24 protein-coding genes are annotated in these 24,246 nt (G+C 48.4%); 22 read left to right on the plus strand and 2 right to left on the minus strand.

The window, feature by feature from the left end:
- Window positions 1-30: 30 nt before the first annotated feature.
- The 11 genes from BM373_RS01005 (at window position 31) to BM373_RS01050 (ending at window position 9,361) form a co-directional block, all read left to right on the plus strand.
- The gene (locus tag BM373_RS01005; protein WP_143102605.1) at window positions 31-396 is read left to right on the plus strand and encodes a hypothetical protein; all 366 of its coding nucleotides are present in this window, start codon (window positions 31-33) and stop codon (window positions 394-396) included.
- Window positions 397-477: 81 nt separating this feature from the next.
- Entirely contained in the window at window positions 478-993 is a 516-nt protein-coding gene (locus BM373_RS01010) for a roadblock/LC7 domain-containing protein (protein WP_090458419.1), read from the plus strand.
- A 17-nt stretch (window positions 994-1,010) separates the two neighbouring features.
- The gene (locus tag BM373_RS21345; protein WP_143102606.1) at window positions 1,011-1,508 is read left to right on the plus strand and encodes a hypothetical protein; all 498 of its coding nucleotides are present in this window, start codon (window positions 1,011-1,013) and stop codon (window positions 1,506-1,508) included.
- Between the two features lie 76 nt (window positions 1,509-1,584).
- Window positions 1,585-2,016, plus strand: coding sequence for an A24 family peptidase (locus BM373_RS01015; RefSeq protein ID WP_177220097.1), 432 nt, complete (start codon window positions 1,585-1,587; stop codon window positions 2,014-2,016).
- Window position 2,017: 1 nt separating this feature from the next.
- Window positions 2,018-2,500, plus strand: a complete 483-nt coding sequence (locus BM373_RS01020; RefSeq protein ID WP_090458424.1) for a TadE/TadG family type IV pilus assembly protein — start codon at window positions 2,018-2,020, stop codon at window positions 2,498-2,500.
- Between the two features lie 15 nt (window positions 2,501-2,515).
- A complete protein-coding gene (gene tadF, locus BM373_RS01025) occupies window positions 2,516-3,127 on the plus strand; it encodes a tight adherence pilus pseudopilin TadF (RefSeq protein ID WP_177220098.1) in 612 nt (203 codons plus the stop codon).
- A 26-nt stretch (window positions 3,128-3,153) separates the two neighbouring features.
- A complete protein-coding gene (locus BM373_RS01030; protein ID WP_143102607.1) occupies window positions 3,154-4,905 on the plus strand; it encodes a pilus assembly protein in 1,752 nt (583 codons plus the stop codon).
- Window positions 4,906-4,913: 8 nt separating this feature from the next.
- Window positions 4,914-5,570, plus strand: a complete 657-nt coding sequence (locus tag BM373_RS01035; RefSeq protein WP_090458432.1) for a lytic transglycosylase domain-containing protein — start codon at window positions 4,914-4,916, stop codon at window positions 5,568-5,570.
- A 267-nt stretch (window positions 5,571-5,837) separates the two neighbouring features.
- Window positions 5,838-6,371, plus strand: a complete 534-nt coding sequence (locus BM373_RS01040; RefSeq protein WP_090458434.1) for a GTP-binding protein — start codon at window positions 5,838-5,840, stop codon at window positions 6,369-6,371.
- A gap of 42 nt (window positions 6,372-6,413) precedes the next feature.
- Entirely contained in the window at window positions 6,414-6,773 is a 360-nt protein-coding gene (locus tag BM373_RS01045) for a hypothetical protein (RefSeq protein ID WP_090458436.1), read from the plus strand.
- 140 nt (window positions 6,774-6,913) lie between these two features.
- Window positions 6,914-9,361, plus strand: a complete 2,448-nt coding sequence (locus BM373_RS01050; protein WP_090458439.1) for a sulfatase-like hydrolase/transferase — start codon at window positions 6,914-6,916, stop codon at window positions 9,359-9,361.
- Between the two features lie 54 nt (window positions 9,362-9,415).
- Here the strand turns inward: BM373_RS01050 and mnmC are convergent, their stop codons facing one another.
- Window positions 9,416-11,422: a bifunctional tRNA (5-methylaminomethyl-2-thiouridine)(34)-methyltransferase MnmC2/FAD-dependent 5-carboxymethylaminomethyl-2-thiouridine(34) oxidoreductase MnmC1 gene (mnmC, locus tag BM373_RS01055; protein ID WP_177220099.1), complete on the minus strand. Its 2,007-nt coding sequence runs from the start codon at window positions 11,420-11,422 to the stop codon at window positions 9,416-9,418.
- A 157-nt stretch (window positions 11,423-11,579) separates the two neighbouring features.
- Here mnmC and fabB point away from each other — a divergent pair, with 157 nt between their 5' ends.
- The 3 genes from fabB (at window position 11,580) to BM373_RS01070 (ending at window position 15,558) form a co-directional block, all read left to right on the plus strand.
- Window positions 11,580-12,797, plus strand: a complete 1,218-nt coding sequence (gene fabB / locus BM373_RS01060) for a beta-ketoacyl-ACP synthase I (protein WP_090458443.1) — start codon at window positions 11,580-11,582, stop codon at window positions 12,795-12,797.
- A 70-nt stretch (window positions 12,798-12,867) separates the two neighbouring features.
- The gene (locus BM373_RS01065) at window positions 12,868-14,055 is read left to right on the plus strand and encodes an MFS transporter (protein WP_090458445.1); all 1,188 of its coding nucleotides are present in this window, start codon (window positions 12,868-12,870) and stop codon (window positions 14,053-14,055) included.
- Between the two features lie 72 nt (window positions 14,056-14,127).
- Window positions 14,128-15,558 carry a 6-phospho-beta-glucosidase gene (locus BM373_RS01070; RefSeq protein WP_090458447.1) on the plus strand — a complete coding sequence of 477 codons (1,431 nt, stop codon included), beginning with the start codon at window positions 14,128-14,130 and terminating at the stop codon, window positions 15,556-15,558.
- Between the two features lie 49 nt (window positions 15,559-15,607).
- On the opposite strand, the gene flk is transcribed toward BM373_RS01070, so the two are convergent.
- The gene (gene flk / locus BM373_RS01075) at window positions 15,608-16,615 is read right to left on the minus strand and encodes a flagella biosynthesis regulator Flk (protein ID WP_090458449.1); all 1,008 of its coding nucleotides are present in this window, start codon (window positions 16,613-16,615) and stop codon (window positions 15,608-15,610) included.
- Window positions 16,616-16,718: 103 nt separating this feature from the next.
- Here flk and pdxB point away from each other — a divergent pair, with 103 nt between their 5' ends.
- The 8 genes from pdxB (at window position 16,719) to cvpA (ending at window position 24,236) form a co-directional block, all read left to right on the plus strand.
- Window positions 16,719-17,855: a 4-phosphoerythronate dehydrogenase PdxB gene (gene pdxB, locus BM373_RS01080; protein WP_090458451.1), complete on the plus strand. Its 1,137-nt coding sequence runs from the start codon at window positions 16,719-16,721 to the stop codon at window positions 17,853-17,855.
- A 66-nt stretch (window positions 17,856-17,921) separates the two neighbouring features.
- On the plus strand, window positions 17,922-18,935 hold the full coding sequence (locus BM373_RS01085) for an aspartate-semialdehyde dehydrogenase (protein ID WP_090458453.1): 1,014 nt from the start codon (window positions 17,922-17,924) through the stop codon (window positions 18,933-18,935).
- Window positions 18,935-19,747 (plus strand): tRNA pseudouridine(38-40) synthase TruA, encoded by an 813-nt coding sequence (gene truA / locus BM373_RS01090; protein ID WP_090458455.1) that lies wholly within the window; start codon window positions 18,935-18,937, stop codon window positions 19,745-19,747. The genes BM373_RS01085 and truA overlap by 1 nt, the downstream gene beginning before the upstream one ends.
- 25 nt (window positions 19,748-19,772) lie before the next feature.
- Window positions 19,773-20,432, plus strand: a complete 660-nt coding sequence (locus BM373_RS01095; RefSeq protein ID WP_090458457.1) for a DedA family protein — start codon at window positions 19,773-19,775, stop codon at window positions 20,430-20,432.
- A 103-nt stretch (window positions 20,433-20,535) separates the two neighbouring features.
- A complete protein-coding gene (gene accD, locus BM373_RS01100) occupies window positions 20,536-21,450 on the plus strand; it encodes an acetyl-CoA carboxylase, carboxyltransferase subunit beta (protein ID WP_090458459.1) in 915 nt (304 codons plus the stop codon).
- Window positions 21,451-21,516: 66 nt separating this feature from the next.
- A complete protein-coding gene (gene folC / locus BM373_RS01105) occupies window positions 21,517-22,785 on the plus strand; it encodes a bifunctional tetrahydrofolate synthase/dihydrofolate synthase (RefSeq protein ID WP_090458461.1) in 1,269 nt (422 codons plus the stop codon).
- A complete protein-coding gene (gene dedD / locus BM373_RS01110) occupies window positions 22,775-23,422 on the plus strand; it encodes a cell division protein DedD (RefSeq protein WP_090458464.1) in 648 nt (215 codons plus the stop codon). The genes folC and dedD overlap by 11 nt, the downstream gene beginning before the upstream one ends.
- Before the next feature lie 325 nt (window positions 23,423-23,747).
- Window positions 23,748-24,236, plus strand: coding sequence for a colicin V production protein (gene cvpA, locus BM373_RS01115; protein ID WP_072569236.1), 489 nt, complete (start codon window positions 23,748-23,750; stop codon window positions 24,234-24,236).
- The last annotated feature ends 10 nt before the right edge of the window (window positions 24,237-24,246 follow it).

Raw genomic sequence — 24,246 nt, forward strand, 5'->3', positions numbered from 1 at the left:
TTGTTTCTTTGCTGCAAAATGGATTTGGGAGTGCGTATGGAACATGAAGTAGATACTTTATTGGATGAAATATCAAAAATTGATGGCGTAAATAAAGTTGCAGTAATAAACAATATAACAAAAAAAATTGAACGCTGCATTAACATACATGATAGATGCGATGCTTTAGTGCAGGCTATGAGTGACGTCGTAAGAGTGAATATGAAATACTCCCGTCTTACGGAAAAACATAACGAGATAGAAGATGTTCTTATTACATATTCTGATGAAATTCATCTTCTTAAACCACTTTTCCGTACAGCAAAATACTTCATCTATATAAGCATTTCTCGCGGTGCAAACATTGCTCTTACACGCCTGAGGTTAAACGAGACCTTAGAGCGTTATTTGAAATAGCGGTTTGCTTAAGATTAACCAGGATGATTTTCTGTAAATGCAGACAAGTCATTATTCATTAACTTACTTAAGGGGATTATTATGAATTTTCATAAATTGCCTTTCGATATACAGACGCCAGAACAGAAAGAACAATTGGATGATGTTAAAGAGATTGAAGAAATCAAAGAAAAACCTGCTGAGAAAGATGTTAGCAATATTTCAGAAGAACTCATTGTGGCGCTAAAATCTGAGTTAAAGTCGTTTTCTCAGGATAATCAGATAATTAAAAATGTATTAATATCAACGGCGGATGGGTTTGAAGTTGCTTCATTATTTACCGCTGGGTATGAACTTCATATAAGAAAGGTATCCGCATTAACAAGTTCTTTATTGGGTATAAGTTCTGCTATGTTAAAAGAAGTTGGTAAAGGTGAGCAAAATGCTGTTTTCATGGAAAGCGATGACAGCATGATTCTTTTTAACCGAATACCTGCTGCTCAAAGAATGCTGTGCTTGATGGCTGTAACAAGCAAAGATGAATCAATAGGGCAAATATTTTGGCGAGTACGTAAGCTTTCAGACAATGTAGTTGAAATCTGTAATCAACATATTTAAATTTGCAAGGTTATATCATGAATAATGCTTTTCTGTTTGATTGTGCTGTTAAGTTATGCTGTTCTGACCATGTGAGTGGCTTTATTTCAGCGAAACCCGTTATTGATACGCGTGAAAAACTCACCGAGCAACGTCTTAATTATGTTTATCAATTAGTAAACAAGGTTAAAGAAAAAATTCAGTCACAAAATCAAAGTGAGACTGAGGAGAAAGTAATATATTGCTTTAAAAAAGCAATTGAATTAACGTGTTCTGATATATCATGTGGTGTTATAGCAGTTGAGCCTATTCTATATGATCGTAACGACAAGATTTGTGAAACCATTGAGTTTTATTTTGATCTTACACTAGCTATGACATCTTCATTGCAAGTTTCTCCGGCTCTTCCTGCTAATATACAAAATTCATCCATTAATAATTCATCAGACTCTAAGAGTGCAGGTGGTTATAAAACAATAGTAGTTCCTGTTTACCAAAAAATGAAAAAAGCAAAATTAAAAAAAGGCAAAAGATAAAAGATATTGTTCTGAAACCTAATGCTTCCGCATATATTATTATGCGGAAGCATATTGTTCTATGCTGGAGTTACAGGTGCCAATTGTAGTAAAAATTATCACATTTATTATATTTTTCCTTTTGCTATACGCCTCGACAACAGATTTTTTAAAAAGAGAGATAAAAAATCACTGTGTTTTACTCATTTTAGTGTGTTCCATTGGAATGGCTTTTTTTTTAGGGCGTATTAATTTTTTTATTCCTGTGGTTGTCATGATATTGGGTTTTTTATTGACGAATGTTGGGGTAATAGGCGCTGGAGACATTAAATTATTAGCTGTTCTTCTAATTGGTATGCCGCAAGCTAATTTTGACGTGTTCTTTTTCGCTATTTGTTGCCTGGGTTCTCCTGTATCAATTATCGCATTAATCATTTCAAAATATATTATTAAAGCCCATTCGGATACCGTACCTTTTGGCATCGCGATCTCGATTGGATATATAGTTGCTATGTCTGGAATTTTTTAGCATGTTAAAAAAAAAGAGTTTAATATTTAGGAATGAAGGTTTTGTTGCCATTGAGTTTGCGTTAGTGGTTATCCCATTTATTATATCTATATTGTTTATTATGGAACTTTGCCGCGTTATATATATAATGTCGTCAATAGATATAATTCTTTCCGAGACGAGTAGCGCAGTCGCAACATCACAATCATCTTCAGGAAATAAAGAATTTCAAAAAAGATTTTCCGAGGTGTCTGATGGTTGGGCGCTACTATTAACAGGAAAGAATATAAATATCAAAACGGATATTAAATATTGCGCGACTATTAATGATTTAGTAATTGGTCGATGCTCAAACGCTCCCGCCGTAGCTGCTAATGCAACTCTTGCTATTTATCAAGTAAACGTCCCTTATGAACCAGTTTTCTTTATTTTCCCTACATCGTTTGTTCAAAAACAAATGTTTCGCAGAGTAGTTCTTATCCTGGAAAATAATTTCGCTCACTAATTATAAGGAATGAAAATGTTTTTGGGTAAATTGAAAAACGAAAACGGATCTTCATCAATCGAATTTGCAGGTTACTTTTTTATTTTTGTACTTATGAGTTGGTTTATGATTGATATGAGTTCATCAGTCGTTAGAAAAGGACAATTAGAAAGAGTAAGTAATTCGTTAATATCTATTTTACGTGAAAGGAATGCTTTTTATAATGGTCGAATGAATATTACTAACGCTGACTTAACGCAACTAAATGGCATTGCGAATGTATTGTTGACAAACAGCGATGGCACTATTCAGCCACATCAATTAACTATTAGAGCCGTAACTTTTGCTCCTCAACCAATACAATTTCCTCAACCTCCAGGGACAGTCATTACTTTATCAACTGATGCTATAGCAGGTTGTAATTTTAGAACAGATCCAACGACACCAATAGCGCAGCTAAGTGCATTATCCTCCTGGGGACTTCCTCCTGTTACTACTACACGAACGGGGGCAGCTTTTTGGTACCCTGTCTATGAGATTACACTTTGCGTTGCAGGGGCCAATAGTTTTTTTCAACAATTCATCGGCGGCGCAAACCAAAATATGGCTAACTTAACTATTAGAAATGCTGCGATACCACGCCTATAAATTGAGATGAGTTTTGGAGACAAAAAGTGAAAAAATTTTATTTACTTAGTCTGAAATTTTGCAAGGATAAACGTGGTGCTATAGCAGTAAGTTTCGCATTTATGTTGCCTGCGCTAATCGGTTTTTTTTCTATAGCTGTCGATGGTTCTCGTTTCAATGCAGAACGCTCCAGGCTAAATGATGCTCTCAATCAAAGTGTATATGCTGTTGCGATAACTAATAACGGAAATAATACGGCTGCTTTTAGAGCACAAAATAACAACCAGGTAGTGAGTTATTTGTCTTATTACTTTCCAGATAAGCAAATTAGTGAAAATGATGTGACTGTGACTGTCAATAACCAACTGGTTCCTGGTCCTGGAGGGACTCCAATTCCAGCAGTTGACTATCAGGTTAATGCACGTGTAATCGCTAATCCTATTTTTGATTTATCGAAAAACGGTTCACCTGGTTTTAGTTCTAACGTCACTATAACGGGAAACGGCTTGTCTGGGATTGTCCGTCGTACATTAGTGGTAAATCCGTCTCCTGGAGATTATGTCTTTGTAGTGGATTTTTCGGGATCTATGGCTGAGGATTCTGCGCAATCTGGATTAACACGTGAAAAGCTACTTAAAAAAGTTGTCAGAGATATAGGTGATGAAATTTTTGATCTGCAAGATGGTAGTACCATTGGTATAGTGCCTTTTGGTTCAGGAGTTCCAGTAATACTTAATAAAAAAAATTACGCATCATCTCAAAGTAAAGAATATGGATGTTCTTTTATTGGTAAAATGCATGGTCGATTTGAAAAGCTTGACTGGAATTTCTGGTATAATAAGCCAGGAGGAAAGGGTTTACCGACTGAAATATCTAAATATGTAACAAAGACTGATGATGCGCTTTACGATTATTATTGGTATATTTCTGATTTTCAAGGATATCGTATTGATAGAAGAAGAACAAATTGGTTAATAGACAATAATTACTGTAGACAATCTGGAGATAAATTACTCTGTGATGCTGATCCTAAGTCAGATATACATAATCAGCTTAATCAGTATAAATTGAAGGAACAATATAGTGATTTTGTGGCTTTTACCGCCCTAGAAGAAGACTATCATTCTATTTTGAACTCAGGAACAGTGGACGTTGCCGGTACGGTGTCAGGTGATTATTTATTTGATGAATCCAATGTGCGAACTATAAGTAGTTTTCACAATAGTTATTCTTTGTATAAATTGCCACCGGACGGCGACAGGAGTATTTTTCCTGCTACTCACTATAGTTGTAACTGGGCATCACCTATTAAAACAAAGTTAGAAACTTTAACAACCATTAGTAAACCAATGTATTACCTCCTGGAGTTATCTACCCATAAACAAATTATCAATGAATTCGAGGGTATGAAGCCATCTGGAGGTACAAACAGTCTTTCAGGATTATTACGTTCAGTACCTTTAATTGCTAAGGGTAAGAATCCGAGAAAAATTATTTTTGTTATATCTGATGGTGATGATGATTTTCCTAAACTTCGGCAGGATATGATGGCCAAAGATAATCTATGTGGCGTTATTAAGGAGGGCTTAAAAAAATACCCTGCAAATACGTCAACTACAGAATCTGACATTTATTATATTTCATTGGTTCATAATAATACCATCAAAGACTGGGCCGAGAACTGTGTAGGTCAGGATAATGCTTTTATTGCGACCAATATCAAAGAATTGATGGATGTGATAAGGCAAGCTATATATAAAAATGAGATCGAGTACCTTAATCCCAATGATGTGAAATAATTTTTATTATGATCGATTTTCCTGCTATTGCATTACAATGTGGACCAGATGTCTTCACTGATACTTTACAGCGTATTGTCAGTGTAGAGTCCTCATTTAACCCTTATGCTATTGGAGTTGTTGGCGGGCGACTGGAGCGCCAGCCCAAAAATAAAAATGAGGCTGTTGCTACCGCTAATTATTTAGCAAGCAATGGCTGGAATTTCTCCATGGGTTTAGCGCAAATCAACCGTTATAATTTGCCTAAGTATGGGCTCGATTACGATTCAGTTTTTGAGCCTTGTTCAAATCTGCGCGCAGCTGCTTCCATTTATAATGAATGTTTTGTACGAGCAAATAAACTGTCTGATGCTGCTACTGCCCGGCTTCAGGCATTTTCATGTTACTACAGTGGAAATTTTACTCGTGGGTTCATGGCTGACGCTAGCGGAAGCAGTAGTTATGTAGAGAGAATAGCGAACGTTAAAATCCCTGATGGAACAGATAGTAACGTTTTACCTATACCTGTTATATCAACCGGAGCGAAAGGTAGCACTCCCTCTACAAATACTTCTGCTTTAGGTAAAGATAGCGCTGCAAGTTCAGATCCTGAGCAACGGCGTTATAATAAAATTAATTCCAAAAATAACTCTGCGGGCGGAATTAAACAATTAAGAGGTGAATGATCTTTTCAGTGTTACATCGTTAATCATCAATGATGAGTTAATTATATATTTAATTTTCAATTACCTTATTTTTGTTTCATATATATATTTTATTTATAATTCATTGGTGTTTATTACATAATTTTTATGGAAATTATTTTTGAATTGCTTTCAATTTTCCATGGTGGTTACTATTTTTTGTGGTTATAATGCCGCTTATAGCTAAGTAGGTACTGGATGTTATGTCTGAACAAGAATGCCCTTATTTAAGGTTGGGTGCTTTTATATATGGACGAAATAAAAATACTGTTTGCAGGCCCTACAGGTGCGGGTAAAACCACCGCGATTGGTGCTGTGAGTGAAATTTCTGTTGTGAGCACAGAAGTTTTCCGCTCCTCGCTAGATACTGAATCTCTGAACAGCCAGACTTCACCAAAAAACACTGTCACGATTGGAATTGACTATGGTGAGTTTAATTTAGATGCCCATACGCGTATAAGATTGTATGGTGTGCCTGGACAAGTTCGTTTTGAGTTTTTATGGGATCTTATTTATCAAGGCGCTAGTGGGATCGTTATTCTTTTTGATATAACAAGCAACACTTATTTATCCGAAGTTGATTTTTTTATAAATCGATTTCGTGACATTTTACTTTCGGATCGATGCATCATTGGTATCAGTAAGTTTGAAAATAGTTACTTATCACGTGTCGACCAGTTAAAAGACTTGTTAAGTGAATTACAGATCGATGTTCCTGTTGTCGCAGTTGACGTCAGGAATAAGGAGGATATGCTTAAGTTAATTACAATGCTTGTTAGATAGTTGTGTTTAGGACGTTAATTAATATTTTATAAGGGATTTATCATGAGTAATATCACTGAATCTTTAGATTCATTAATGACAGTTTCTGGTGCGATCGTTGCTTCTGTTGTCGACTCTAACAGCGGCATGATGTTGGGCCAGGTTGGTTCAGGTATTAACCTTGAGCTTGCCTCTGCGGGTAACACTGAAGTGGTACGCGCTAAGCTGAGAACAATGGAAACATTGAAACTGAATGATAAAATTGATGATATTCTGATTACTTTAGGCAAGCAGTATCACATCATTTGTCCAATCGATAAGAATCCGGGTTTATTCATCTATTTTGTTCTGGACAAAACTAAAGCTAATCTGGCATTAGCGCGTCATCATGTAAAAGAAGTTGAATCTCAGTTAGTGGTATAATTTTTATAAGCCTGTAGAATAATAATCTACAGGCTTTTTTTATTTTATACTATCATCTTTAACTTACTCACTACTCCTTCCCATTACTTTTCTTCAATATATACGTTTTGCAATCCGGATTTTCAAGGGCTTATTCCATTATGGATATGGATAATAATTTGTGGTCATCTATTGCGGTTGTATTATATTTATTTGCTTTTTATTTTTTAATTAAATCTGTTAGCCGTGGTTTAATCGGCGGTGCAATTGCAATAACTTTTTCGATAGTCTCTCTGCTCTTTAGTTTACTCACGGGAAGTTATCTTATTGCTAATTGGTTTACTGGCATTGGTTTTGATGATTCTGTTTTTTACCAGTTTCGCTTTGGTACTGAGGGCATAGGGCTTTGGGAATTTCTGCCACTCATATTACTTTTTGTTTCTGTACAGATATTCTTTTTTCTTCTGATTGTTTTTTATATCCGGATTTTCTTCATAAATAAAAGTAAATCTTTTTTAATACTCCCTTTTTTCATGGGGGTAGGGATGATCTTTTGCGCCTTTTTTGTTGCGCCTGCCACGTCAAATTTAATTTCTTATCTATTCACAACACAGATAATGGAAGACTTCCCAGAATATTTTGTTAAACCTCAAATCTCGAAAATACAAAATGTTAACAAACCTAAAAATGTTCTTTATTTTTACCTTGAAAGCCTTGAGAGAAATTATATGGATGAAAATCTCTTTCCTGGGCTTTTACCTGAGTTGCATAAGATCGGACAAGATAGCGTAACATTTACTCATATCGGTCAAACGATTGGTGGAAGCTGGACGATGGCAGGTATGGTCGCCAGTCAATGTGGTTTACCTTTACTATCGGTTTTTACCAACGATAATTTTCATATGAATAACTTTATGCCAGATGCCGTTTGTCTTGGTGATATATTAAAATCACAAGGCTATCATCTGGAGTTTATGGGCGGGGCCAACAATGAATTTGCTGGTAAAGGTTTGTTTTATAAAAACCATGGTTTTATCAACGTTGAAGGCCAAAAGGAGTTTATTGATAAGGATATAGGAGATGGGTATCTAAATAGCTGGGGGTTATTTGATGATACTTTATATGAACAATTGTTTAATCGAATAAAAACTTTGCATAAAAAGAAATCCCCATGGGGTGTTTTTTCGATCAATATTGGTACGCATCAACCAGAAGGTTACCTGGCTCGGCAATGTGAGAAAGTTAAATACGGTGATGGCAATGACAATCTTTTGAACGCTGCTCATTGTACTGATGCTCTGATTGGTCAACTATACCGTGCCCTGAAAGCAGAAGGCATCTTTGACGATACCGTCGTCGTTTTTGCGTCAGATCACCTGGCCCCTGTTACTGTTAAACCTTATGAGACATTAGAAAAAGCGGAACGCCATAATCTGTTTATGGTGTCCGGTGCAGGCATCCATCCTGCAAAAAAAACCCGGCCAGGAACGACGTTAGATATTGCTCCGACTCTACTGAATTATTTACAATTCGGTTCGCAGGCTATCGGATTGGGGCGGGATTTAAACGGGAAATTACCAACCCTTGCTGAAACCTTTCCCTTACAAAAATTAATTGACGCTAAACTTATATCGTGGCGTAAAGTTATTGATATGTCTTTTTGGGGATATCCAGATTTAAAGAATAATTTAGCTATTAGCCTCAATGATAAAAAAATTGTTATCGATAACCAAAAATTCCCATTCCCTGCTTTAATTCGCTATACGCCTTCTGGCAAGATCGAAGAGATATTATACGGAAGTGAAAATGTTCTTTCATCGGGTGATAACCGTTTTTTGCTTGAGTTCTTTTTGAGTAGTTTAATTGTTAATAATCAATTGTTTTTATGGATTGACCGATGTGATGCATTGGCCACCTTGAATCCGGGTTTGGGAGGATACAAAGGAAGCTACTGTTATTATAATGGTTCTTTGGCCTCTACGCGTTCTGTTTCATCCCTGATATCAAATGATAATTCATCGATAAAGTTGGAGATGGATAATGCTTTCACTATTTCCTCATCGCAGGCATCTTACTTTAGAAAAGAACTTATAGATAAAAACCTTATTCACTGGGGAAAAGTAATTTTTACTCCTGAGACCCAAATTAGTCATACGGAAAACACAGTTTCAGCGGCCGGTATTAACGCTATTGTTAAATCCACCAGTGTTGCAGGAACCGAGATTTCTGATCCAGGCCTTTTCCTTGTGCGTAACAGTTACAATTATTCTCCTGCATCAGGAATTAACTATAAAACTGAAGTTATGAGTAAAATTTCTCTATGTGATAAATCGTCAGATAGTTTCTCTATTGCACAATTAAGCAATACGTTACCGCTTGAAAAAGGTTACGTGCCCTTGTTTTACGCTATCGTTGGGAATCTGGATCAGGAATGTAAGCAGGGCGTCACTCATCCTTTGACAGATAGTTCTTTGAATGACCTCAGCAATCTTAAACCAGGAGAACCTTATATCGCTCTCTTCGATGAGAAGATGAATACAGTGCATGAAAAGACGGGTCATTCAAACCAGACAATTGCCATTTACCTTAAATTCAACGATAACGAGTAGCCTTAATCAGGGCACGCACTGCGTGCCCTGGCAATAAGAGTTTCTTTCTTAGATTTAGTCCTGCTTAACCGCCTTACCCTTCAATAACTTCCTCACCCACAATCTGTTCGGATTAAGCGCCGCCAGCGTTTCCCCATCCAGCGGAATGGGTTCTTCACTCATCTGCGAGGCCAGAATCTCAGCCGCCAGCGGGGCGCTGCACATTCCGCGTGAGCCTAGCGCGCCAATCAGATACAACCCTTCATACACCGGGGCGCTGACGGCCTGCTCGGTGCTATCCGCAAGATCCGCATATTCGCGTAGTGTCGCCGCTAAATCCGCCACATTTCCCATCATAGGCAAGTGGTCGCGTGTCGCGCAGCGCACGCCGTTACGTGCCGCTTTAGCGCTTACATCCACCTCTTTTGCCCACTCCGCATCCGGGAAGCAGTCGATCAGCCGCTGGCGGTTATGCTGTTGATCGTCTTCGCTGTATTCTGTGCTTTCGCTACCACGGTGGTAGCTCGCGCCAATACAGTGCTGCTGATTTGTGGGGTTTTGTGGCGTCAGGTAGCCGTCGTAGCACAGTACCTGGCGCAAATTTGCCAGCGCAGACGTAGAGGGAATATGGCTGACCTGCCCGGCGACAGAATAGACTGGCAAATCTTCCGTCTGCGTATAACGATTAATCCTGTGACCATTCGCCAGCACCACGTTCTGATGCATTGCACACTCTCCCCCGGCAAAACCCAGTTGCCAGCCATGCTCACTGGATGAGAGCGAAGCGACCTCATGCTCATAATGCACCCGCAACCCTTGCGTAACGGCCAGTTCAATCGCTGCGGTGGTCAACTGCGCCGGACACAGCCAGCCGCCGGAAGGATAGTGGATCCCGGAACAACCCGTTTCCACCCCGGTAAGTTGTTTTACCTGCGCGTCATCCACCGCCGTGGCAATCCCGTCCGGCAGGTTGAGCGCAAGCATTTGTTCGATCTTACGCTGGCTTTTTTCGTCCCAGCCCAGTTGCGTGACGCCGCACCAGTCATGATCAAAGGTGACGGGCAGGGAGTCATAGAGTCGGCGGGCAAAGGTAAACGCGGCGGGGAAAAAACGCGCCAGTGCCCGATCGTGCTGACTTAATAGCGGATACAACGCCCCCTGGCGATTACCGGATGCCCCCTGTGCGGCCGCAGAATCGGCGCAATAGAGCGTCACCTGCCAGCCGCGACGCAGCAGGGCGAGTGCAAGCAGTGCGCTGGCGACGCCGCCACCAATAATTGCTGCTTCGCGGCTTTCGCTACCGGTGCGGGCAAACCAGGGCACGCGAGGGGAGAGCGGGCGGGTTTGCTTCATCACACCGGTCAGCATTTCGCGCTTGCGGCCAAAGCCTTTGCATTTTTGCATGGTGAAACCCGCATCCTGTAATCCCCGACGGACAAATCCGGCGGAGGTGAAGGTAGCAAGCGTGCCATCTGGCCTGGCCAGCCGCGCCATGGCGTTAAAGAGCGCGGGTGTCCACATATCCGGGTTTTTCGCGGGCGCAAAGCCATCAAGAAACCAGGCATCTACTTTCTGCTCCAGCGAGTCATCCAGTTCGTTGGTCAGGGAGTTGATATCGCCAAACCATAAATCGAGCGTGACACGCCCGCCATCCAGCAGCAGACGATGACAGCCTTCAAAAGGCAGGGGCCATTGCGCCTGGAGTTGTTCCGCCCAGGGCGCAAGCTCTGGCCAGTGCTGATGCGCTTTCTGTAAATCGGCTGCTTTGAGCGGAAATTTTTCAAAGCTGATGAAATGTAATCTTTGCAGGGTAGCCTGAGGATGCGACTGGATGTGTGCTTCAAACGCCTGCCAGAGCGTGAGGAAATTAAGCCCGGTACCAAATCCGCTCTCAGCCACCACCAGCAGCGGGCGGGGATGGGTTAAAAAACGCGGGGGAAGCTGGTTACCGCCCAGGAAAACATAGCGGGTTTCCTCAAGTCCATTATCATTAGAAAAGTAGACATCATCAAAATCTCGGGAAACAGGTGTACCCTCAGCATTGAATTCAAGGTTAGCAGATTGTATAGCGGTTGGTTTCACGTAAGTTACTCGTCTGACAGGCAGTGGGATGATCTTAACGAGGTGTGTCAATTGGTGCAAATTTCCGCAGAAATTGTCTGATCGGACTTGTTCGGCGTACAAGTGTACGCTATCTTGCCAATCGAAACTTAAATAGTGCGACTTACAGAGGTATTGAATGAAACGTGCAGTGATTACTGGCTTGGGCATCGTTTCCAGCATCGGTAATAACCAGCAGGAAGTCCTGGCATCTCTGCGTGAAGGGCGTTCAGGGATCACTTTCTCTCAAGAGTTTCTTGATTCCGGCATGCGCAGCCACGTATGGGGTAACGTAAAACTCGACACCACAGGCATGATCGATCGCAAAGTGGTCCGTTTCATGAACGATGCCTCCATTTATGCCTACCTCTCCATGCAGGAAGCTATCGCTGATGCTGGCCTGAAAGAAGAGGTTTACCAGAACAACCCGCGCGTGGGCCTGATTGCTGGCTCCGGTGGTTCTTCTAAAGCGCAGGTATTCGGTGCGGACGCAATGCGTAGCCCGCGCGGCCTGAAAGCGGTCGGTCCGTATGTCGTGACCAAAGCGATGGGCTCAGCGGTTTCTGCCTGTCTCGCAACACCCTTCAAAATTCACGGTGTAAACTACTCCATCAGCTCCGCCTGTGCGACCTCTTCCCACTGTATCGGGAACGCGGTAGAGCAGATCCAGTTAGGCAAACAGGACATCGTATTTGCTGGCGGCGGCGAAGAGCTGGGCTGGGAAATGGCCTGTGAGTTCGATGCGATGGGCGCACTGTCCACCAAATACAACGAATGCCCGGAAAAAGCTTCCCGTACTTATGATGCGAACCGTGACGGTTTCGTTATCGCAGGCGGCGGCGGCATGGTCGTGGTTGAAGAGCTGGAACATGCGCTGGCCCGTGGCGCGCACATTTATGCTGAAATCGTCGGTTACGGCGCAACCTCTGATGGCGCTGACATGGTTGCTCCGTCAGGTGAAGGCGCAGTGCGTTGCATGAAGATGGCAATGCACGGCGTGGATACCCCGATTGACTACCTGAACTCCCACGGCACCTCAACCCCGGTTGGCGACGTGAAAGAACTGGGTGCGATCCGCGAAGTGTTCGGCAACAACAGCCCGGCCATCTCCGCGACCAAAGCAATGACCGGTCACTCTCTGGGTGCGGCTGGCGTGCAGGAAGCCATCTACTCTCTGCTGATGCTGGAACATGGCTTTATCGCCCCAAGCATTAACGTTGAAGAGCTGGATGAGCAGGCCGAAGGTCTGAACATCGTGACCAAACCGACTGACGCGGCACTGAACACCGTCATGTCCAACAGCTTCGGTTTCGGCGGCACCAACGCCACACTGGTTATGCGTAAGCTGAAAGCGTAAGTTTTTGAACGTATAGTATAAGGGAGCCGAATGGCTCCCTTTTTTTTATGCTTGTCTTTCGGAGCGTTGCATGACTGCCATCACCTCAGCACAAAATACACCCCCGGCAAATATCCCGCTGTTTCGCATCGCCTTCGCGGTGTTCCTCACCTATATGACCGTTGGCCTCCCGCTGCCCGTGATCCCGCTGTTTGTGCATCAGGAACTGGGATACGGCAACACAATGGTAGGCATCGCGGTCGGTATCCAGTTTCTGGCTACCGTTCTGACGCGCGGTTACGCCGGGCGACTGGCCGATCAGTTTGGTGCCAAACGTTCCGCCTTGCAGGGGATGTTAGCCTGCGGCCTGGCGGGTGTCGCCTGGCTACTCGCCGCGCTACTGCCGGTTTCTGCGCCGGTACAATTCGCGCTGCTTATTGTTGGCCGCCTTATGCTGGGCTTTGGGGAAAGCCAGTTGCTCACCGGGACGCTGACGTGGGGCATGGGGCTGGTCGGCCCGGCGCGCTCAGGCAAAGTGATGTCGTGGAACGGGATGGCGATCTATGGCGCGCTGGCTGTCGGCGCACCTTTAGGACTGTTTATTCATAGCCATTATGGTTTTGCCGTACTGGCCGCGACCACGATCCTGCTTCCGCTGCTGGCGCTGCTCTTTAACGGAACGGTGCGAAAAGTGCCGGCCCATGCGGGGGAGCGTCCGTCGCTGCTTAGCGTTATTGGGCTTATCTGGAAACCGGGTCTGGGGCTGGCATTACAGGGCGTAGGGTTTGCGGTGATTGGCACCTTCGTTTCCCTTTACTTCGTCAGCCACGGCTGGGCGATGGCGGGCTTTACCCTGACGGCCTTTGGTGGCGCATTTGTATTAATGCGCGTGCTGTTTGGCTGGATGCCGGATCGATTTGGCGGCGTCAATGTGGCGATTGTGTCGCTGCTGGTGGAGGCCGCCGGGCTTCTCCTGTTATGGCTGGCTCCGGTTGAAGGAATAGCATTACTCGGCGCGGCATTAACGGGCTGCGGCTGCTCGCTGATCTTCCCGGCGCTGGGTGTCGAGGTGGTGAAGCGCGTTCCGCCGCAGGTACGCGGTACGGCGCTCGGCGGGTACGCTGCGTTTCAGGATATCTCCTACGGCGTCACCGGCCCGCTGGCGGGATTGCTGGCTACCGCATATGGTTACCCGTCTGTCTTCCTCGCAGGCGCGGTTTCGGCGCTGGCAGGCGTGGCCGTAACGCTGGCGGCTTTCCGTCGCAGAGCAGGCCAATAATGTGATGTCGATCCGGCAATGCTGACGCTTCGTTGTTATTCTCTTTGAGTTATCAACGGAAAGGAGGTAAACATGCCAGGATTCAAAGCGGATTTTCTCTGGGGCGGCGCGGTCGCAGCACATCAACTGGAAGGCGGCTGGCGCGAAGGCGGTAAAGGGGTCAGCGTCGCGGATGTCATGACCGCGGGCAGACACGGCGTCCCACGAGAAATTACCAACGGTGTGATTGAGGGGAAATATTACCCGAATCACGAAGGCATCGATTTTTACCATCGCTATAAAGAAGACATCAAACTGTTTGCGGAACTCGGCTTTAAATGTTTCCGCACGTCTATTGCCTGGACGCGTATTTTCCCGAACAGTGATGAGAAAGAGCCTAATGAAGCAGGCCTGCAGTTTTATGACGATCTGTTTGATGAGTGTCTGAAATACAATATCGAACCGGTGATTACACTTTCCCATTTTGAAATGCCTTATCACCTGGTGACAGAATATGGCGGCTGGCGTAATCGTCAGGTTATCGAATTCTTTGTCCGTTTTGCCAAAGCGGTATTTACCCGCTACCAGAAGAAAGTCAAATTCTGGATGACGTTTAACGAAATTAATAACCAGGCTAATTTCCACGAAGATTTCGCGCCGTTCACCAACTCCGGCCTGCATTATAAGCCGGGTGAAGACCGTGAAAAAATCATGTACCAGGCGGCGCATTACGAGCTGGTCGCCAGCGCGCTGGCCGTCGAAGCCGGACATGCGATTAATCCCGATTTCCAGATTGGCTGCATGATTGCCATGTGCCCCATTTATCCGCTCACCTGCGCGCCGAACGATATGATGATGTCTGTCCGCGCTATGCACCGCCGCTACTGGTTTACCGATGTGCACGTACGTGGATATTACCCGAAACACATTCTTAATTACTTCGAGCAAAAAGCCTTTAATCTCGATATCACCGACGCGGATCTCGATATTCTTACCCGTGGCTGCGTCGATTACATCGGCTTTAGTTATTACATGTCGTTCGCCACCAAAGCGACGGAAGATAACCCGCATCTGGATTATGACGAAACCAAAAGCCTGGTGACCAACCCCTATGTCAAAGCGTCGGACTGGGGCTGGCAAATTGATCCGGTCGGTTTACGTTATTCGCTGAATTATTTCTACGACCTGTATCAGTTGCCGCTGTTTATTGTGGAAAACGGCTTTGGTGCAATCGATCAGAAAGAAGACGACGGCACGGTTAACGATCAGTATCGTATCGATTATATGGACAACCATATTCGTGAAATGAAAAAAGCGGTCGTTGAAGACGGCGTGGATTTAATGGGCTATACGCCATGGGGCTGTATCGATCTGGTGTCGGCGGGGACGGGCGAAATGAAAAAACGCTACGGCTTTATTTACGTCGATAAAGATAACGAAGGCAACGGCACGCTGGCGCGTAGCAAGAAGAAATCCTTCGACTGGTACCAGAACGTGATTAAAACCAACGGTGAGAATCTGTAATTTCACTCTGAAGCCGGGTAGGGTGACTACCCGGTTTTAATGGTCAGGACTAAATAACAATCCACACCAGCAGCAACGCTACCATCAGTGCAATAAACAGCAGGCCCGGCCGGGCAGAAAGTGATTTCACCGACTCCATCACCGGGGCAAACAGCGGATTGTAGATCGGCTGAATGTCACGCACTTCCAGTGTTTCCTGCGCGCGATCGGCACGACGCAGGAAGACGAAATTGAGTAAATCCTGAACCTGAGCGGTGGTCAGAATGGTCTGCGGCGTAATCTGATACGTCTGCTGAGCATAATCCTGCATCGTGTTCCACTCGTTGCTATCCAGCGGCTGTTTTAGCGCCGCCTGAAGCGTGTGCAGCGTGGGAGCCGTCTGGGTGCTGAGCGTCTGACGCGCCTGAAGCCAGGTCATCAGCGGGGCAAAGTGTTTTGCCGGGATCATCTCGCCACTTTCGACGCCAGACAGTTCCATCATCGACTGCCAGACAACCTTCGCGGATTCTCCCGTGGCGGCGGTCAGTTTGGTGACGGCCTGATTGAGCGTCTGATGCTCTGCCGGCAGCAACGGGCGGTCGGTGACCGGGCGCTGTTGCGGCTGCGGGATCGTCAGTTCGCCTTTTTGCAGCATCACCAGCACCGTCTTGAGTTGCTCTGGTGACAACTGGCTGAGCGCGGTCTGCCCAAACTGCTGGCGGATAAAATCACTCACCGCCTGGCGATTGTTGCCCTGACTTAACAGCTCGGTAAGCTGCGAGAGCACCTGACGGTTGCCGTGATTTTGCGTGGCGGTTTCCAGACGCTGACTGAGGCTTTGTTCCGCCGCCGGGAAATGCTTCGACAGGAGCGGGGCGTCGCTTTTAAGCCCTAAATCGTTTTTTACACCCGCCCAGACCTCCGCACCCTGTTGCTGCGTCAGGGCAATCAGGCGGGTGATAAGGCGTTCCAGAACCGTGCGCTGCTGCGTGGATAATGGCTGTTCGCCCGCAATATTGGCGGGGCTAATGGGGTCGTGCCCTGGAGGGCGCACCGGCGCACCCTGGATGGGTTGCATCATCTAAATCCTCGTTACGGTGGTCGGCATTGTCGGTATGCCTGGCGGCGAGATTATGGCACACTTGCGCGGTTATCTCCCGTTATCATACAGGTACTGTAACGTGAAAATTCTCGTTGATGAAAATATGCCTTATGCCCGCGATCTCTTCAGCCGACTGGGGGACGTAGTGCCTGTACCGGGCCGCCCGATCCCGGTTGAAAAGCTCGCCGGCGCTGATGCGCTGATGGTGCGTTCGGTAACAAAGGTCAATGAATCCCTGCTCAAAGACACGGCCATTCAATTTGTCGGCACGGCGACCGCCGGGACCGATCATGTGGATGAATCCTGGCTTGATTCCGCTGGTATCGCCTTTTCCGCTGCCCCCGGCTGCAATGCCATTGCGGTGGTCGAATATGTATTTTCTTCTTTGCTGATGCTCGCTGAGCGCGACGGGTTTACGTTGACCGATCGCACTGTCGGCATTGTCGGCGTCGGTAATGTCGGTTCCCGTTTGCAGGCGCGGCTGGAAGCGCTGGGCATGCGCACGCTGCTGTGCGATCCACCGCGCGCCGATCGCGGCGATGAAGCCGATTTCCACCCGCTGGAAACACTGGTGCGTGAAGCCGATATCCTGACCTTCCACACGCCGCTGTTCAAAGACGGGCCGTACAAAACGCTGCATCTGGCCGATGAAGCACTTATCAGCAGCCTGAAGCCGGGCGCGATTTTGATCAACGCCTGCCGGGGACCGGTGGTGGATAACGCCGCGCTGTTACACTGCCTGAATGCGGGTCAGGATCTCAGCGTAGTGCTGGACGTGTGGGAGCCTGAACCGGATCTTAACGTTGAACTCCTGACGCAGGTGGATATCGGCACTCCGCACATTGCGGGCTACACGCTTGAAGGCAAAGCGCGCGGCACAACCCAGGTCTTCGAAGCCTACAGCGAATTTCTCGGCAAACGCCAGCAGGTTGCGCTGGATACACTGCTGCCCGCGCCGGAATTTGGTCGCATCACGCTGCACGGCCCGCTCGATCAGCCAACGCTGAAAAGGCTGGTGCATTTAGTGTATGATGTGCGCCGCGATGATGCCCCCCTGCGTAAAGTAGCGGGCATACCGGGCGAGTTTGACAAGCTGCGTAAAAACTATCTTGAGCGCCGCGAGTGGTCGTCGCTCTATATTCAGTGCGATGACGCCGATGCCGCCGCGCTGTTACAAAAACTGGGTTTTAGCGCCGTACATACCCCGGCTCGTTAATTTCATCTTCTCACGCTCTCTGCCAGCAGGTCTGGCAGGGACGCGCTTTTACTGGAGTAAATCACCATGTCTGAAGGCTGGAATATTGCCATCCTGGGCGCAACAGGTGCTGTAGGCGAAGCGCTGCTCGACACGCTGGCCGAGCGCGAATTCCCGGTAGGCGATCTGTATGCTCTGGCACGCAACGAAAGTGCGGGTAAATCGCTGCGTTTTAACAGCAAAACCGTCTATGTCCAGGACGCCGAAGCGTTTGACTGGACGCAGGCACAACTGGCGTTTTTTGTCGGCGGCGTTGAAGCCTCGGCCCGTTATGCGGAAGAAGCGACTAACGCAGGTTGCCTGGTGATTGACACCAGCGGCCTGTTCGACATGGAACCGGACGTTCCGCTGGTGGTGCCGGACGTGAACCCGTACGTGCTGGCCGATTACCGCAACCGCAATATTATTGCCGTGCCGGACAGCATCACCAGCCAGTTGCTTACCGCGCTGAAACCGCTGATCGAAGAGGGCGGCCTGTCGCGCATTGCGGTCACCAATATGCTTTCTGTGTCCGCGCAGGGGAAAGTGGCCGTCGACGCGCTGGCAGGGCAGAGCGCCAAACTGCTCAACGGCATTCCGGTGGATGATGACGATTTCTTTGGTCGTCAGCTCGCGTTCAACATGCTTCCTTTACTGCCGGACAGCGAAGGCAGCGTGCGCGAAGAGCGTCGCGTGGTCGATCAGGTGCGCAAAGTGTTGCAGGACGACGGCCTGATGATTTCTGTAAGCTGCGTGCGTTCACCGGTCTTCTACGGTCTCGCGCAGATGGTCAGCTTTGAAGCGCTGCGCCCGCTGGCGGCTGAAGAAGCCCGCGATGCATTTATCCGTACCAGTGACATCGAACTCTCCGATGCCAGTGACTTCCCGACCCAGGTAGGCGATGCCTCCGGCAATCCGCATCTCTCTATCGGCTGCGTGCGTAACGACTACGGTATGCCGGAGCAAATCCAGTTCTGGTCGGTGGCCGATAACGTCCGTTTTGGCGGCGCACTGATGGCGGTGAAAATCGCTGAAAAACTGGTGCAGGAGTATATGTACTAATGTCCGACGCGCAGGAAAGCCCGGTTTACAAAATTGCGCTCGGCATTGAGTACGACGGCAGCAAATATTACGGCTGGCAGCGGCAGAACGAAGTGCGCAGCGTGCAGGAGAAGCTTGAGAAAGCGCTCTCGCAGGTTGCTGCTGAACCTGTTAGCGTCTTTTGCGCCGGGCGCACCGATGCGGGCGTTCACGGCACGGGGCAGGTGGTGCACTTCGAAACCCGCGCCCTGCGAAAAGACGCCGCCTGGACGCTGGGGGTAAATGCGAATTTACCTAAAGACATTGCGGTGCGCTGGGTCAAGAATGTGCCCGATGATTTTCATGCCCGTTTTAGCGCCACGGCTCGCCGTTACCGCTACGTCATCTACAATCATCGTTTGCGCCCGGCGGTTTTAGGCCAGGGCGTCACCCATTACTATCATGAGCTTGATGCCGAACGGATGCACCGGGCGGCGCAGGTGCTGATAGGGGAAAATGACTTTACCTCGTTTCGTGCGGTGCAGTGCCAGTCGCGCACGCCGTGGCGCAACGTGATGCACATTAACGTGGCCCGTTTTGGCGCGTATGTGGTGGTCGATATCAAAGCCAATGCCTTTGTACATCATATGGTCAGGAATATTGTTGGCAGCCTGATGGAAGTAGGTGCCCACAACCAGCCGGAGAGCTGGATAGCAGAACTGCTGGCGGCAAAGGACAGAACGCTCGCGGCAGCAACGGCGAAAGCGGAAGGATTGTACCTGGTGGCGGTAGATTACCCCGACCGGTTCGGGCTGCCCACATCGCCAATGGGCCCGCTATTTTTAGCGGACTAAATGCATTCAGACAAAGGCAAAAGACATGGATCTGATTTACTTTCTCATCGACTTCATTTTACACATTGACGTGCATCTGGCGGAGATGGTCGCGCAATATGGCGTCTGGGTGTACGCCATTCTGTTTCTGATTTTATTTTGTGAAACGGGCCTCGTAGTGACCCCTTTTCTACCCGGCGACTCGCTGTTGTTCGTGGCAGGGGCGATTTCCGCATTGCCGAGTAACGATCTGAACGTGCACCTTATGGTGGCGCTGATGGTCGTGGCGGCGATTGTGGGCGATGCGGTGAACTACACCATTGGTCGCCTGTTTGGTGAGAAATTATTCAGTAACCCGGACTCCAGAATCTTCCGCCGCAGCTATCTTGATAAAACCCATGCGTTTTATGACAAGCACGGCGGTAAGACCATCATTCTGGCGCGATTTGTCCCTATCGTCAGAACATTTGCGCCATTTGTGGCGGGAATGAGTCATATGTCGTATCGTCATTTCGCGGCGTATAACGTCATCGGCGCGCTGCTTTGGGTGTTACTCTTCACCTACGCAGGCTATTTATTCGGTGATTTGCCGGTGGTTCAGGAGAATCTAAAATTGCTGATTGTGGCGATTATTGTGCTCTCCATTCTGCCGGGCGTTATCGAAATTATTCGCCATCGACGGGCGGCAGCACGACAGGCAAAATAAGAACCTGGCAACGGTTCGACCACTTTTTTGTCCCAAGTTGCCGACTGTTATGTTTTAATGTGCCCCATTTATGGGCTACCAGGTTCATGCATAAAGGTTATCAATGAGCTGGATTGAACGAATTAAAAGCAATATTACCCCCACCCGCAAGGCAAGCATTCCTGAGGGAGTGTGGACCAAATGTGACAGCTGCGGTCAGGTGCTTTACCGTGCCGAACTGGAGCGTAACCTTGAGGTCTGCCCGAAATGCGATCACCACATGCGAATGTCAGCGCGTAACCGCCTGCACAGCCTGCTGGACGAAGGATCGATGGTGGAACTGGGTAGCGAGCTTGAGCCGAAAGATCTGCTGAAGTTCCGTGACTCCAAAAAGTACAAAGATCGTCTGGCGTCCGCCCAGAAAGAAACCGGCGAGAAAGACGCGCTGGTGGTGATGAAAGGGACGCTGCATGACATGCCGGTTGTCGCTGCCGCCTTTGAGTTCTCCTTTATGGGTGGCTCCATGGGCTCGGTAGTGGGTGCTCGCTTTGTACGCGCGGTTGAACAGGCGCTGGAAGATAATTGCCCGCTGATCTGTTTCTCCGCCTCCGGTGGCGCACGTATGCAGGAAGCATTGATGTCGCTGATGCAAATGGCGAAAACGTCCGCAGCGCTGGCGAAGATGCAGGAGCGCGGTCTGCCGTACATTTCCGTGCTGACCGACCCGACCATGGGCGGCGTTTCTGCCAGTTTCGCGATGCTTGGCGATTTGAACATTGCGGAACCGAAAGCGCTGATCGGCTTTGCCGGCCCTCGCGTTATCGAGCAAACCGTGCGTGAAAAACTGCCGCCGGGCTTCCAGCGCAGTGAGTTCCTGATTGAAAAAGGCGCGATCGATATGATCATTCGCCGTCCGGAACTGCGTCTGAAGCTGGCGAGCATTCTGGCGAAGCTGATGAATCTGCCTGCGCCAAACCCGGATGCACCGCGCGAAAGCATCGACGTGCCGCCGGTACCCGATCAGGAAGCCGAAGCCTGATAATCTGAAGGCAGGGCCAGCAGGCTCTGCCTTTTTACTTTTCAAACAGCACTGAATCCGGGCATCATGGAAACGAAAAGCACTCCTCAAGCCACGTCGCCCCTGGCCGCGTGGCTTTCTTATCTGGAAAATCTGCACAGTAAAACGATCGATATGGGGCTTACGCGCGTCCAGACAGTGGCGGCTACGCTCGATGTGTTAAAGCCCGCTCCCTTCGTTTTCACTGTGGCAGGCACCAACGGTAAAGGGACGACCTGCCGCACTCTGGAATCCATTTTGCTCCGCGCGGGTTTTCGCGTGGGCGTTTACAGTTCTCCGCATCTGGTGCGCTACACCGAGCGCGTGCGCGTGCAGGGCGAGGAACTGAATGAATCCGATCACACCCGCTCTTTTGCCGCTATTGAAGCCGCGCGCGGCGACACCTCGCTGACCTATTTTGAATACGGCACGCTCTCCGCGCTGTGGCTGTTTAAAGAAGCCGGGCTGGATGTGGTGATCCTCGAAGTCGGGCTGGGTGGTCGTCTGGATGCCACCAATATCGTCGATGCTGACGTGGCAGTGGTTACCAGCATCGCGCTGGATCATACCGACTGGCTGGGGCCGGATCGCGAAAGTATTGGCCGTGAGAAAGCGGGTGTTTTCCGCGCGGGCAAACCGGCCGTGGTCGGTGAGCCGGATATGCCGCACACCATCGCGGATGTGGCGGGCGAGAAGGGCGCAAATCTGTTACGTCGTGACGTGGACTGGCATTTTGCGGTGACGGGCGACAGCTGGCGCTTTAGCGATGCGGCAGGCGAACTGACCGGTTTACCGCTCCCGCAGGTACCGCAGCCGAACGCAGCCACGGCGCTGGCGGCGCTGCGCGCAAGCGGGCTTCCGGTCAGTGAAACGGCTATTCGCGACGGCATTGCCAGTGCAATTTTACCGGGGCGTTTTCAGACGGTGAGCCAGTCGCCGCGCGTCATCCTCGACGTAGCGCATAATCCCCACGCCGCCGCGTATCTCGCCGGACGACTGAACGCACTTAACAAAACCGGACGCGTGCTGGCGGTGGTCGGCATGTTGCACGATAAAGATATCGCCGGAACGCTTGCCTGTCTGGAGAGCGAGGTCGATAGCTGGTATTGTGCCCCTCTGGAAGGGCCGCGCGGTGCGAAAGCAGAACAACTGCTGGCGCATCTGCAAAGCGGTCGCACCTTTGAGAACGTCGAACAGGCGTGGCGTGCTGCGATGGCAGACGCACAGCCTGAAGATACCGTGCTGGTGTGTGGATCGTTTCATACCGTAGCGCATGTCATGGAAGCGATGGACGCGGGGAGAGCCGGTGGCAAGTAAGTTTCAGAACCGTTTAATGGGCACAATTGTGCTGGTAGCGCTCGGGGTGATTGTGCTCCCCGGGCTGCTCGACGGGCAAAAAAAACATTATCAGGATGAGTTCGCTGCGATCCCGCTGGTGCCGAAGCCTGGCGATCGCGATGAGCCGGATATGCTGCCAGCGGCAACGCAGGCACTCCCGGCACAGCCGCCTGAAGGCGCGGCCGAAGAGGTTCGCGCAGGCGATGCCGCCGCACCTTCGCTGGATGCCTCACGGCAGGCCGCTAACAACAGCGAAATTGATGTCGCGCCTGAGCCGGTGGTGACCCCAAAACCGAAGCCGGTCAGCAAACCTCAACCGCGTGAAGAAGAGCCGCCGAAAAAGGTGGAAGAAGAGAAGCCCGCCGCACCGACCGGTAAAGCGTATGTCGTGCAGCTCGGCGCGCTGAAAAATGCGGATAAAGTTAATGAAGTGGTGGGTAAACTGCGTGGCGCGGGCTATCGCGTTTATACATCGCCCACTACACCCGTTCAGGGTAAAATCACCCGCATTCTGGTGGGACCGGATGCCTCGAAAGATAAGCTTAGGAACTCCCTTGGCGAGCTTAAGCAGATCTCTGGTTTGAGCGGCGTGGTGATGAATTATTCCGCGAATTGATGGGGCGGGTTTTACCCTCACCCCGGCCCTCTCCCTGAGGGAGAGGGAACAGATCGAGCGCGGGTTTGCCTTTCTCCCTCTCCTTGGGGGGAGGGGACAGATTGAGCACGAACTCGCCTTTCCCCCTCTCCCCTGGGGAGAGGGCCGGGGTGAGGGGACCCCCTCTAAAAAGGTGCCATCAGAGGCCAAAGTACCCCTGGCGTTGAATATTTTTTCAGCGCCATTTTTATTTACGCATGGGAAGGAAATCCCTACGCAAACGTTTTCTTTTTCTGTTAGAATGCGCCCCGAACTGGACGACAGGGCGTAAAATCGTGGGACATATATGGTCTGGATTGATTACGCCATCATTGCGGTGATTGGTTTTTCCTGTCTGGTTAGCCTTATCCGTGGCTTTGTTCGTGAAGCGTTATCACTGGTGACATGGGGTTGTGCTTTCTTTGTTGCCAGTCATTACTACACTTACCTGTCAGTTTGGTTCACGGGCTTTGAAGACGAACTGGTTCGAAATGGGATTGCTATCGCGGTGCTGTTTATCGCGACGCTCATCGTCGGCGCGATTGTTAACTACGTTATCAGTCAGCTTGTAGAAAAAACTGGCCTGTCGGGTACTGACAGGGTGTTGGGGATTTGCTTTGGTGCGCTGCGTGGTGCGCTGATCGTCGCCGCCATTCTGTTCTTTCTCGATACCTTTACCGGTTTTTCTAAAAGTGAAGACTGGCAAAAATCGCAGCTGATCCCTCAGTTCAGTTTCATCATCAGGTGGTTCTTTGACTATCTGCAAAGCTCGTCAAGTTTCTTGCCCAGGGCGTAAGCCCTGAGAT

The organism is Enterobacter sp. kpr-6 (assembly GCF_900116015.1).
Taxonomy (GTDB): Bacteria; Pseudomonadota; Gammaproteobacteria; order Enterobacterales; family Enterobacteriaceae; genus Enterobacter_D.

Bases quoted from the DNA above. Each gene is read 5' to 3' on its own strand.
- BM373_RS01045 (WP_090458436.1), top strand. From the start codon at position 6,414: ATGAGTAATATCACTGAATCTTTAGATTCATTAATGACAGTTTCTGGT.
- tadF (WP_177220098.1), top strand. From the start codon at position 2,516: ATGTTTTTGGGTAAATTGAAAAACGAAAACGGATCTTCATCAATCGAA.
- BM373_RS01095 (WP_090458457.1), top strand. From the start codon at position 19,773: ATGGATCTGATTTACTTTCTCATCGACTTCATTTTACACATTGACGTG.
- BM373_RS01035 (WP_090458432.1), top strand. From the start codon at position 4,914: ATGATCGATTTTCCTGCTATTGCATTACAATGTGGACCAGATGTCTTC.
- BM373_RS01020 (WP_090458424.1), top strand. From the start codon at position 2,018: ATGTTAAAAAAAAAGAGTTTAATATTTAGGAATGAAGGTTTTGTTGCC.
- BM373_RS01085 (WP_090458453.1), top strand. From the start codon at position 17,922: ATGTCTGAAGGCTGGAATATTGCCATCCTGGGCGCAACAGGTGCTGTA.
- BM373_RS01050 (WP_090458439.1), top strand. From the start codon at position 6,914: ATGGATATGGATAATAATTTGTGGTCATCTATTGCGGTTGTATTATAT.
- BM373_RS01010 (WP_090458419.1), top strand. From the start codon at position 478: ATGAATTTTCATAAATTGCCTTTCGATATACAGACGCCAGAACAGAAA.
- truA (WP_090458455.1), top strand. From the start codon at position 18,935: ATGTCCGACGCGCAGGAAAGCCCGGTTTACAAAATTGCGCTCGGCATT.
- cvpA (WP_072569236.1), top strand. From the start codon at position 23,748: ATGGTCTGGATTGATTACGCCATCATTGCGGTGATTGGTTTTTCCTGT.
- BM373_RS01070 (WP_090458447.1), top strand. From the start codon at position 14,128: ATGCCAGGATTCAAAGCGGATTTTCTCTGGGGCGGCGCGGTCGCAGCA.
- BM373_RS01065 (WP_090458445.1), top strand. From the start codon at position 12,868: ATGACTGCCATCACCTCAGCACAAAATACACCCCCGGCAAATATCCCG.
- BM373_RS01040 (WP_090458434.1), top strand. From the start codon at position 5,838: ATGGACGAAATAAAAATACTGTTTGCAGGCCCTACAGGTGCGGGTAAA.
- fabB (WP_090458443.1), top strand. From the start codon at position 11,580: ATGAAACGTGCAGTGATTACTGGCTTGGGCATCGTTTCCAGCATCGGT.
- folC (WP_090458461.1), top strand. From the start codon at position 21,517: ATGGAAACGAAAAGCACTCCTCAAGCCACGTCGCCCCTGGCCGCGTGG.
- flk (WP_090458449.1), bottom strand. From the start codon at position 16,615: ATGCAACCCATCCAGGGTGCGCCGGTGCGCCCTCCAGGGCACGACCCC.
- accD (WP_090458459.1), top strand. From the start codon at position 20,536: ATGAGCTGGATTGAACGAATTAAAAGCAATATTACCCCCACCCGCAAG.
- BM373_RS21345 (WP_143102606.1), top strand. From the start codon at position 1,011: ATGAATAATGCTTTTCTGTTTGATTGTGCTGTTAAGTTATGCTGTTCT.